The 10,162-nt window shown below is 64.3% G+C and carries 11 protein-coding genes; 8 read left to right on the forward strand and 3 right to left on the reverse strand.

The features are described 5' to 3' along the window. Positions 1-69: 69 nt before the first annotated feature. Positions 70-267 carry a hypothetical protein gene (locus ACT4OC_RS17855; protein WP_444840346.1) on the forward strand — a complete coding sequence of 66 codons (198 nt, stop codon included), beginning with the start codon at positions 70-72 and terminating at the stop codon, positions 265-267. 6 nt (positions 268-273) lie between these two features. Here ACT4OC_RS17855 and ACT4OC_RS17860 read toward each other — a convergent pair whose 3' ends face one another. Then, positions 274-1,041: an SDR family NAD(P)-dependent oxidoreductase gene (locus tag ACT4OC_RS17860; protein ID WP_444840347.1), complete on the reverse strand. Its 768-nt coding sequence runs from the start codon at positions 1,039-1,041 to the stop codon at positions 274-276. A gap of 112 nt (positions 1,042-1,153) precedes the next feature. Here ACT4OC_RS17860 and ACT4OC_RS17865 point away from each other — a divergent pair, with 112 nt between their 5' ends. Further along, entirely contained in the window at positions 1,154-1,642 is a 489-nt protein-coding gene (locus tag ACT4OC_RS17865; RefSeq protein WP_444840348.1) for a hypothetical protein, read from the forward strand. Positions 1,643-1,772: 130 nt separating this feature from the next. Here ACT4OC_RS17865 and ACT4OC_RS17870 read toward each other — a convergent pair whose 3' ends face one another. Then, positions 1,773-2,027: a hypothetical protein gene (locus ACT4OC_RS17870; protein WP_444840349.1), complete on the reverse strand. Its 255-nt coding sequence runs from the start codon at positions 2,025-2,027 to the stop codon at positions 1,773-1,775. A gap of 249 nt (positions 2,028-2,276) precedes the next feature. Between ACT4OC_RS17870 and ACT4OC_RS17875 the strand changes: the two genes are divergently transcribed. Continuing rightward, positions 2,277-2,621 carry a hypothetical protein gene (locus ACT4OC_RS17875; protein WP_444840350.1) on the forward strand — a complete coding sequence of 115 codons (345 nt, stop codon included), beginning with the start codon at positions 2,277-2,279 and terminating at the stop codon, positions 2,619-2,621. 896 nt (positions 2,622-3,517) lie between these two features. Here ACT4OC_RS17875 and ACT4OC_RS17880 read toward each other — a convergent pair. Next, positions 3,518-4,507, reverse strand: a complete 990-nt coding sequence (locus tag ACT4OC_RS17880) for a LysR family transcriptional regulator (RefSeq protein ID WP_444840351.1) — start codon at positions 4,505-4,507, stop codon at positions 3,518-3,520. A gap of 177 nt (positions 4,508-4,684) precedes the next feature. Here ACT4OC_RS17880 and ACT4OC_RS17885 point away from each other — a divergent pair, with 177 nt between their 5' ends. The 5 genes from ACT4OC_RS17885 to ACT4OC_RS17905 form a co-directional block, all read left to right on the forward strand. Beyond that, positions 4,685-5,779 (forward strand): ABC transporter substrate-binding protein, encoded by a 1,095-nt coding sequence (locus ACT4OC_RS17885; RefSeq protein ID WP_444840355.1) that lies wholly within the window; start codon positions 4,685-4,687, stop codon positions 5,777-5,779. Between the two features lie 124 nt (positions 5,780-5,903). Beyond that, the gene (locus tag ACT4OC_RS17890) at positions 5,904-6,953 is read left to right on the forward strand and encodes an ABC transporter ATP-binding protein (RefSeq protein ID WP_444840356.1); all 1,050 of its coding nucleotides are present in this window, start codon (positions 5,904-5,906) and stop codon (positions 6,951-6,953) included. Further along, on the forward strand, positions 6,950-7,915 hold the full coding sequence (locus tag ACT4OC_RS17895) for an ABC transporter permease (protein WP_444840352.1): 966 nt from the start codon (positions 6,950-6,952) through the stop codon (positions 7,913-7,915). Before ACT4OC_RS17890 ends, ACT4OC_RS17895 begins: the two co-directional genes overlap by 4 nt. Next, the gene (locus ACT4OC_RS17900; RefSeq protein WP_444840353.1) at positions 7,905-8,729 is read left to right on the forward strand and encodes an ABC transporter permease; all 825 of its coding nucleotides are present in this window, start codon (positions 7,905-7,907) and stop codon (positions 8,727-8,729) included. Before ACT4OC_RS17895 ends, ACT4OC_RS17900 begins: the two co-directional genes overlap by 11 nt. Before the next feature lie 57 nt (positions 8,730-8,786). Further along, positions 8,787-10,162: gamma-aminobutyraldehyde dehydrogenase (locus ACT4OC_RS17905; RefSeq protein WP_444840354.1), on the forward strand; the 1,376-nt coding region annotated here is incomplete at its 3' end.

Below are 10,162 nucleotides of genomic sequence, written 5' to 3' on the forward strand. Positions count from 1 at the left end.
GGACCTCACGGCGGGGAACCTTTGATCCCGGCACAATGGCCGCAATTTTTCAGCCATTGGAGCCGTGCCATGAAACCCGAGACGCCCCTGAAACTGAGCGCGATTGTGTTTGCCATTCTCTGGACCGCCTGGATGGTCTGGTGGAGCGGCACCTTCAACGCGGTCAATATCGGCATCACCAGCGTCGGCGGCGTGCTTGCCGCCTGGCTCTGGTTTCTCGGCATGCGCTGGTATTTCCGCCGCATCGGTTTGCTGCCGAGGTCGTGACACCATTCACACCGTCAGATAACCGCCGTCCGCCATCACGATCGATCCGGTGACGAAGGCCGAAAGGTCGGAGGCGAGGAAGATCGCCGGCCCGACGATGTCCTCGGGCTTGCCGGTGCGGCCGAGCGGCGTGTGCGCCAGGAACGTGTTGACGAGGTCCGGATTGGACGCGCGCACCTGCTCGTTGATCGCGGTCTCGATGAAGCCCGGGCCGATGGCGTTGACGCGCACGCCGTCCCTGCCGAGCTCGGCGGCGAGCGCCTTGGTGAAGCCGAGCACGCCATGCTTGGAGGCGGTGTAGGCCGGCGAGCTCGGCGTCTTCAAATGCAGGAACGACTGGATCGAGCCGATGTTGACGATGCGGCCTTTGTTGGCGCGCAACGAGCCGAGGAAGGCGTGCGTCACGTTGAACACGCCGGTGAGGTTGACGGCGATGATGTTCTCCCAGTCCCGGATCACGGCATCGTCCGCGCCGGTCATGCCGTTGCGGCCGACGATGCCGGCATTGTTGACGAGGATCGTCACCTTGCCGACCTTCTCGGCGACTTGCTTCGCCATCGCGATGCAGTCCTCGCGTCTGGTGACGTCGAGCGCAAAACTGTCGGCCTTGCCGCCGGCGTTGAGGATCTGCTGCGCGGTGGCCGCCGCCGTATCCTTGTTGGCGTCGAGCGCGACCACATGGGCGCCTTCCCGCGCGTAGCCTGCCGCGATGGCGCGCCCGATGCCGGAGCCCGCTCCGGTGACGACGGCGATGTGGTTGGCGAGAAGCGGCATGGGAATTTCCTCTGCTGATTTATGGTTATTGCCGACAAGCTAATTCAAATCGTCGGAAACCAAAATATCGCTTCGTCCTTGCGCGCACCGCCATTCCGTTTTTGGATGGCTGATGGATCGCCATATCGCGGAATGGAGGCATGCGGTGGACCGGTACTGGCAGGCGGAAGGGCCTGACTGGACCGAGGTCGCGCATGTCGTCGCCGGCATTGCCGCGACCGCCGAGGAGGCGGACCTGCGCCATGCGGCGACGCAGGCGATGCCGAGCATCAGCAACGCGGCCGCCAGCCCCCAGGATCGCATGTCGAGCGTGGTGGCGCGGCGCCGGCTTGGCGTGATCCGCGACGTGCTGCACGAATTGACCGCGCCGAAGTTCGGCCGCCGCGGCGCGGAGCAGAAGGTCTTGAGCGAGGACGAACGCTATCGCGCGATGCTGGGCCTGCCGCTCGACGGCCGCCTTGCGGCGAGCGAAATCCACCAGGCGTTCCGCCGGCTCGCCAAGCGCATGCATCCCGACGCCGGCGGAGATGCGCCCGCGTTCCTGGCGCTGTCGGCGGCGCGCGATGCGCTGATGCACCCCGCGCACAAAAAGGGCGGATGACGTCGCCGCAGATCCGCCCTTCTCGATATGTCCGTAGGGCGGGTTGGGCGAAGCCGTAACCCGCCGCGACAACCGCGGACTCCGATGGCGGATTACGCTGTCGCTAATCTAATCCGCCCTACGCAGATTCTCAGAGCTTGCAGACGCCCTTCTTGATCAGGCCGCTCTTCACCGCGAGCGCGGCCTCGAAGGTCTTCACCGGCTTGCTGACGGCCTTGAAGTTCGCCGGGATCGGCTTGGTGGGGAAGCCGTCGTCCCAGATCTGGCAAATCTCCGTGCCGCTCCACTTGATCAGGTGGAAGGGGGCCGCCTGCGCGGGGCTGGTCAGGACGAGCGCGGAGAGCGCAAGGCTGGAAGCTGCACAAAGGGCGAATACACGACGCATGCTGAATGCTCCTATCGGGAAAAGTTGTCCGGTCCCCCGCCTTGCGCATGAGGAATGCGGCGAGGGCGGCGCCCGTCGGACCTGGTGTCCCGGGCATTGATTGAGTGTCGCGGGATCGTGATTGGTTCAAATCGTCGCGACAAAAAGCCCGGCGGCGATGCCGGAAGGATTGCCGCGCCGCCGCGCGATTGCCGTCGACTGCAGAGTGCATTACGGTGACCCGGTTGCGGGCATCGGCGGGGGGCGATCGTGGACGAAAAGCGTGTGACGGCGTTCAACGCATTGCCGCAGCCGTCGTCCTGCCGCCTGATCGATTTCGACGACGTGCAGGTGATGCCGGGGCTGATCCTGCGCACCTATTTCCTGATCGTGAAGGGCACCAAGCCCTGGGTCACCATGGATGTCGGGCTGCATCCCTTGCTCTACGCGACGCGGCCGGACTTCACCGGCATCGAGCTGGTCGGCTGCCAGAACGGCATCGGCCTGCCGCAGGCTGCGCCCTATAGCGTAGCGATCGAGATCACGCATTTGATCGGCACCCGCGGCATCGAGGTGATCGGCGCGACTGCGCGGAAGAAGATCGAGATATCTTAAGGCGACTCTTGATGTGAGGCGATGCAGGGGCCACAAGTAAGGTGTCGTCCCGGCGAAGGCCGGGACCCATAACCACAGGGTCGCGTTGTTGGAATGAGCTGGAGCTCCAACCTTCGCAAAACTGTTCCCTGTGGTTATGGGTCCCGGATCGGCGCTCGCTGCGCTCGCTGGTCCGGGACGACAGCGGAATTCGCGGGCTCGGCTTTTCAAGCACAACGAAGGCATACATTCTCATTCCCGCGACTCGTTTTCGCCCGGGTCTTGCAATTTCGTTTGCTCCCTCTTGGATAGAGGGCGCGGAGAAGGCCGGGCGCCGGCTGCGCCCGCAGCACCGTGTGCAACGGTAGCAAGAAAACGCACACGGATTTGACAGGTACAGCCAGGACATCCCGACCTTCCCCGCGCAATGGTTTGACGGTTTATACGTGATCTCCCCGGTGAGCGGCCTTTTTTGTCACCGTTGCCCCGCCGGCACAGGCCAGCGGGGATAGACGCCAGGGTCGCGGCGCCAGGACCACACGATTTCACCGTCCGCAGCTAGCGTTTCGCCCGGTGCAAGCACCTGACGCAGCAAGCGGCCCATCGCAACCCGCACCACGTTTCGTGACGATCGCGAAACGTCCCTCACGGTGGCACGGGCTGACCGGGCATATAACGCAAATCAGAATTCTAGTAAAGCGAAATATTTTTGACTTTGGGGCTTGACACAATTCCGGGAAGTCGAAGCGATTTGCCTGCTGTGCCGGAATTGCAACACTACCGGCTCCGCTGACAGTGGAGGGCCTGCTGGGGCGCGAACCTTCCACCCGACCGCAATGGCCCCTGCGGATGGAGAATCCGGGGTTTGGACCTCGATCCGCGACTCTCTCCATGATCTCCGCCGGCCCCTGCGAGCCTCAACGGACACGCCGAGAACGTGATTGATCGCGCGCAATCTCGATGAATTCCTCGACGACCTCGCGCGTCTGCGAGCCGCGCCGCCACAGCAGCCCGACATCGATGCTGGGCACGGCGTCGCGAAGATTGCGCACCTCTATGTGGTCGGCGTCCAGCGTCCAGGGTCGGTAGAGAAAGTCGGGGAGAACTGCGATCGCCGCACCCGTGCCGATCAGCGAACGCACCGCCTCCAGCGAGGAGGTGCGCATCATCACCGTAGGCTGCAGCTGGTGGCGCGACCAGACGGCGCGCATCACCGCCTCGATGCGGTCGGCTTCGAGCATGATCTGCTGATACTGCGCGCATTCGGCAAGGCTGGCCTCGCCGCGTGCGGCCAGCGGATGGCCAGAGGCCATCCAGACCCGATTCTGCGAGCGCGTCAGCGCTTCCACGAGTACGGCCTGCGGATCACCCAGCGCATTGGTGACCATGATGGCCAGATCGAGCTCGCCGTTGATCAGCAGGTGTTCGAGGAAGAGCGGCGTATCCTCGACCACCTGAATCTGCACTGAAGGGTGCACGCGCGAGAAGCGCGCGAACAACTCAGCGAGGTAATAACCCGCCACCAGACTCGTTACGCCGATCGTCAGGTTGCCGGAGAGGGTCTCGGTGCGTTCGCGATCCACCATGCCGGCCTCGGCCACTGCGGCCAGAACCTTGCGCGCATTGGCCTGAAAGCGGTGCCCCGGCTCAGTGAGCACCATGCCCCGTGCGCTGCGCTCGAACAGCGCCAGGCCAAGCGTATCCTCAAGCTCCTGAATGCTTTTCGTCACCGCCGACTGGGCGATGTTGAGCATGCGGGCGGCCCCAGCCACCGAGGACGCCTCCGACACGGCCAGGAAATATCGGAATTGCTTGAACGTGAAATGGCGCTGCAAAGTGAGGCCCGGGCTATCTCTTTTATAGAACGAGCGGTCCGCCAATATTGAACTATGCAAGCCCGGGGTCAATGAGAAGAATTCTCAACGCCTTGCAGTTTCCGCCGCCCCGGCGCATTCCCCTGCGGGTACGCCGGAAATCCTGACCCGCACCACCATGGAGATTCCGGAATGAAAAATAGTCCAATTCTGTGGGCGCTCGCTCTGCTCCTCGTCCCAGCCCTGGCTGGCGCCGCCACGGCTCAGACGATGCAGCCACGCAAGGCCATCGGCAAGGGCGAGGGCCAGGTCGATATCGTTGCCTGGCCCGGCTATATCGAGCGCGGCGCCACCGACAAGAAATTCGACTGGGTGACGGAGTTCGAGAAGAAAACATCCTGTAAGGTCAACGTGAAAACCGCGGGCACCTCCGACGAGATGGTCGCGCTGATGAACGAGGGCGGCTTCGACCTCGTGACTGCCTCAGGCGACGCCTCGATGCGCCTTATCGCCGGCCGCAGGATCCAGCCGATCAACGTCTCGCTGGTGCCCAGCTATGGCAAGATCGACGCGCGCTTGCAGAAGGCGCCCTGGCATTTTGTCAACGGCCAGCATTACGGCGTGCCCTATCAGTGGGGCTGGAACGTGCTGATGTACAGCACCAAGGTCTTCGGAGACAAGAAACCGACGTCCTGGAACGTGGTGTTCGAAGAGCAGAACCTGCCTGACGGCAAGAGCAACAAGGGGCGCGTCCAGGCCTTCGACGGCCCGATCTACATCGCAGATGCCGCGCTCTACCTGATGAAGAGGAAGCCCGAACTGGGCATCAAGGACCCCTACGAGCTCAACGAGGCCCAGTACAAGGCGGTGCTGGAATTGCTGCGCGCCCAGCGCAAGCTGGTCGGCAAGTACTGGCACGACGCATTCGTTCAGATTGACGACTTCAGCAACGAGGGTGTGGCTGCATCGAGCAGTTGGCAATTCCAGGCCAACATCCTGGGCAGCAAGAAGGTGCCGGTCGCTACCGTCGTGCCGGAGGAAGGCGCAACCGGTTGGGCCGACACGACCATGATGCACGCGGATGCCAAGAATCCGAACTGCGCCTACATGTGGCTCGAACACTCGTTGAACAAGAGGCTGCAGGGGGACCTCTCCGCGTGGTTCGGTTCGGTGCCGGTAGTGCTGGAGGCCTGCACGGGTAATCCGCTGCTAGGCGACGGCGGCTGCGAGCGTCAGGGCCTCGGATCCTTTGAAAGGATCGCCTTCTGGAAGACGCCGACCGCCAAGTGCAAGACGCAGAACGACCAGTGTATCCCCTATCACAAATGGGTGTCGGACTATATTGCGGTGCTTGGTGGACGCTGAGCCGTCGCCGGTCGCAGCCGCGGGCCGCCCGTCGAGGGCGGCCTGCGGGGGCGGCGCGGATCCGCGCCGGGCTCGATCCAGGGTTTCCTTCGTTGGCCTTCCGCTCATCATGACCCCTTCGCACATTCAGCCCGCTGTCGAACTTCAACAGGTATCCTGCGTCTTCGAGACCGCAGGCAGGAAGGTGCATGCGGTCGACCGAGTAGACCTCCGAATCGAGCCCGGCGAGTTTTTCACCCTGCTTGGACCTTCCGGCTCCGGGAAGACCACCTGCCTGCGCATGATCGGAGGCTTCCAATTGCCCAGCAGCGGCGCAATCCGCATCGAGGGCGAGGATGTCTCGCAGCGCCCGCCTTTCCTGCGCCCGGTGAACACGGTGTTTCAGGACTACGCGCTGTTTCCGCACATGAACATCCTGGAAAACGTGGCTTATGGGCTGATGGTGCGGGGCGTCGATCGCGCCAAGCGCGAGAAGCGCGCCCTCGCGATGCTGGAAATGGTTCAACTGCCCGAGATCGGCGCTCGCAAGCCGGTGCAACTTTCCGGCGGCCAGCGTCAGCGAGTCGCGTTGGCGCGCGCACTGATCAATGAGCCCAGGGTGTTGCTGCTCGACGAGCCGCTTGGGGCGCTGGACCTCAAGCTGCGCGAACAGATGCAGAGCGAGCTCAAGCGGTTGCAGCGCCAGCTCGGCATCACGTTTGTCTTTGTCACGCACGACCAGCACGAAGCGCTGTCGATGAGCGACCGTATCGGCGTGTTCCACAGGGGGCGGCTCGAGCAGGTGGCGACGCCCACCGCGCTCTATGCCAACCCGAGCACGCGCTTCGCCGCCGAGTTCGTCGGCTCGGCCAATGTGCTGCATGGCGAACTGGCGCGGCGCTTCGGCAATGGCGCCGAAGCCGTGATGATCCGCCCTGAACTAGTTCGCCTTGGGGCCGCCGAGGGAGCCACCGTGCGGGGCCGCGTGGTCGAGACGCAGTTCTTCGGCGCATTCTGGCGCGTGCATATCGAGTTGTCCGCAGCCTCGACCCGTCTCATCGCCGACCTTGCGGCCGGCGATCAGACCGAACCGCCCGCGCCGGAGGCGATCGTGCACCTGCATTGGGACGCCGACGCAGTTCACGTGATCGAGGATAACGTGACGGTTGCGGCCGACGCGGGGGAAACCGCATGAGCCTCAGCGCCATCAGCGCCACCGGCACGGGCCCGCTGCCGCCGCGGCGTGCCCATTGGGCAGACGCGATCTCGGCGCTGCTTTACCGCCGCCACGGCTTGTGGCTCGCGGCGCTGTTGCTGCCGCCTCTCCTGTGGTTCGGCATCATCTACCTCGGTTCGCTACTGAGCCTGCTGGCCCATAGCTTTTTCCGCCTTGACGATTACTCAGGCCTGATCGTCTACGAGATAGGCCTCTCCAACTTCATCGAGATCTTCACGCCTGCCAATCTGGATGTCGCCTTCCGCACCACGCTAATGGCCGTACTGGTGACGCTGGCTTGCACGGCGATCGCCTTCCCCATCGCTTACTACATGGCGCGCTACGCGCACGGAGCAACCAAGGCGCTGTTCTATGTCGCCGTGATGCTGCCGTTGTGGTCCAGCTACCTGGTCCGCCTGTACGCCTGGAAGCTGCTGCTGGCCAAGGAAGGCGCGATCTCCTGGTTCGCGCAGGCGCTTGGCGTGCAGGGTGCGCTGGATGCGCTGCTTGGCCTGCCGGTGGTGGGTGGCCATTCGCTGAGCTTTTCGCCGCTGGGCACCTTCATCGTCTTCGTCTACATGTGGTTGCCCTTCATGATCCTGCCCATCCAGGCGGCGATCGAACGAATCCCTTCCTCGCTGCTGGAAGCCTCGGGCGATCTCGGCGCATCGCCGCGCCAGACTTTTCGGCGAGTCATCCTGCCATTGGCCATGCCGGGCGTGGCAGCGGGCTCGATCTTTACCTTCTCGCTGACGCTCGGCGATTACATCATCCCGCAGGTCATCGGTAACTCGACGCTCTATATCGGCCAGGTAGTCTATCGCCAGCAGGGCGTGGCCGGCAATCTGCCCTTCGCGGCAGCCTTCTCCCTGGTGCCCATCCTGGTGATCATCGCTTATCTGTGGTTCGCCAAGCGCAAGGGGGCGTTCGATGCCCTATGAGGCGGCCCCGGTCAGCAACCGCGCCCGCGCTTCGGCGGGCCTGCGCATCGCCGCCTGGGCGGGTCTGCTGTTCCTGCATCTGCCGCTAGCACTCATCGTGCTCTATGCATTCAGCGCCGAGGACAAGAGCTACGTCTTCCCGCCGCCCGCGCTGACCACACAATGGTTCGGGATTGCGCTGCAACGCGAGGACCTCTGGGCGGCCTTGCGGCTCTCCGCCGAGGTCGCTCTGCTGGCCACCGCGACCTCCCTGCTGCTCGGCACGCTGGCGGCGTCGGCGTTGGCTCGCGCGCGCTTCTTCGGGCGCGAGACCGTCAACCTGTTGCTCATTCTGCCCATCGCGCTGCCCGGCGTACTCACCGGCATGGCCCTGCGCTCGGCCTATCACGCGATGGAAATTCCCTTCTCCTTCTGGACCATCGTCATCGGCCACGGAACCTTCTGCGTGGTGGTGGTCTACAACAACGCGGTGGCGCGGCTCAGGCGCATCAGTCCTTCCCTGATTGAGGCGTCGCTGGACCTTGGCGCCAACGGACTGCAGACCTTCCGCTATGTCGTCTTGCCGCAACTGGGCAGCGCGCTGCTCGCCGGCGGGCTGCTTGCCTTCGCGCTCAGTTTCGACGAGGTGATCGTCACCACCTTCACCGCCGGCCAGCAAACCACGCTGCCGATCTGGATGCTGCAGGAGTTGATCCGTCCTCGCCAGCGCCCGGTTACCAACGTGGTCGCGGTTTTCGTGATCCTGCTCACCTTCCTGCCCATCGTCGCCGCCTACTGGCTCACGCGCGCCGATGAGGGCGGCCAACGCGGTTGAGGCCCCGCTTTGACCGCATCCCCTTCATCCGATCCCAGACGCGCCGAGGAGACCGCCATGGCAAGCCTGACAACCGAGACCCAGTTTCCCGTCGAATTGCTGATCGACAGCCTGCCGCAGCGCGGCGAGGGGCCGACCGAGACCATTCTCAACCCCGCGACCGGCGCACAGCTCTGCGTGGTCAATGAGGCCTCGCCCGACCAGGTGACGCGCGCGGTCTCGGCGGCGCATCGCGCCTTTGCGGGCTGGTCGCTGACCACACCGGGCGAGCGGGCGGGCCTGCTGCTCAAGCTGGCCGATGCGATCGAACAGCGCGCCGAGCAATTCTCGCGCCTGGAGTCGCTGAATTGCGGAAAGCCCTATGCGCGCGCCCTCGGAGATGAAATTCCGGCGATTGCCGATTGCTTTCGCTTCTTTGCCGGTGCGGCGCGTGCGCAAACCGGCGCTGTAGCGGGCGAGTACCTCGCCGGGCATACCAGCATGATCCGCCGCGATCCCATCGGCGTCGTCGCCTCGATCGCGCCCTGGAATTACCCGCTGCTGATGGCCGCCTGGAAAACCGCGCCGGCGCTGGCCGCCGGCAACACGGTGGTGCTCAAGCCCAGCGAGCAGACGCCGCTGACGACGCTGCTGTTCGGGCGCATCGCGGCGGAAATCCTGCCCAAGGGCGTCCTCAACGTGGTTTGCGGCCGCGGTGGAAGCGTGGGTCAGTTGCTGGTTGAGCATCCAAATGTACGCATGGTGTCGGTCACCGGCGATGTTGCAACGGGCCGCAAGACCCTGCAGGCCGTCTCCGGCTCGCTCAAGCGCACCCATCTGGAACTGGGCGGCAAGGCGCCAGTGATCGTCTTCGACGATGCCGATCTCGCGGCAGTGGTCGAGGGCGTCCGCGTCTTCGGCTATTACAATGCCGGCCAGGATTGCACGGCGGCGTGCCGCATCTATGCCGCGCCCAAGATCCACGACAAGCTGGTCGCCGATCTCAGCGCCGCCGTGTCGACCCTGAAGATGGGGACCCAGGACGAGGAAGGCGTCGAGCTTGGTCCGCTGATCTCCGACCGTCAGCGCAATCGCGTTGCCAGCTTCGTCGAGCGCGCGCAGATGACCGGCCATGTCGAGATCACCACGGGAGGCAAGCTGCGCCCCGGGCCGGGTTTCTTCTACGAACCCACGGTGATCGCCGGCGCGCGTCAGGACGACGAGATCGTGCAGCGCGAAGTGTTCGGCCCGGCGGTTTCGGTGACAAGGTTCACCGACGAGGAACAGGTCCTGGCCTGGGCCAACGACTCCGAATATGGCCTGGCTTCCAGCGTTTGGACGCAGGATGTGGGTCGCGCGATGCGCGTATCCAAGCGGTTGCAGTATGGCTGCACCTGGATCAACACGCACTTCATGCTGGTCAACGAGATGCCGCATGGCGGGCTGAAATCCTC

The sequence above is a fragment of the Bradyrhizobium sp. genome, assembly GCF_052389815.1.
Lineage (GTDB): Bacteria > Pseudomonadota > Alphaproteobacteria > Rhizobiales > Xanthobacteraceae > Bradyrhizobium.

What these genes read in the sequence shown, in the direction of transcription:
- ACT4OC_RS17855 (WP_444840346.1), top strand. Translation starts at nt 70, where the DNA reads ATGAAACCCGAGACGCCCCTGAAACTGAGCGCGATTGTGTTTGCCATT.
- ACT4OC_RS17860 (WP_444840347.1), bottom strand. Translation starts at nt 1,041, where the DNA reads ATGCCGCTTCTCGCCAACCACATCGCCGTCGTCACCGGAGCGGGCTCC.
- ACT4OC_RS17865 (WP_444840348.1), top strand. Translation starts at nt 1,154, where the DNA reads ATGGATCGCCATATCGCGGAATGGAGGCATGCGGTGGACCGGTACTGG.
- ACT4OC_RS17870 (WP_444840349.1), bottom strand. Translation starts at nt 2,027, where the DNA reads ATGCGTCGTGTATTCGCCCTTTGTGCAGCTTCCAGCCTTGCGCTCTCC.
- ACT4OC_RS17885 (WP_444840355.1), top strand. Translation starts at nt 4,685, where the DNA reads ATGCAGCCACGCAAGGCCATCGGCAAGGGCGAGGGCCAGGTCGATATC.
- ACT4OC_RS17895 (WP_444840352.1), top strand. Translation starts at nt 6,950, where the DNA reads ATGAGCCTCAGCGCCATCAGCGCCACCGGCACGGGCCCGCTGCCGCCG.
- ACT4OC_RS17900 (WP_444840353.1), top strand. Translation starts at nt 7,905, where the DNA reads ATGCCCTATGAGGCGGCCCCGGTCAGCAACCGCGCCCGCGCTTCGGCG.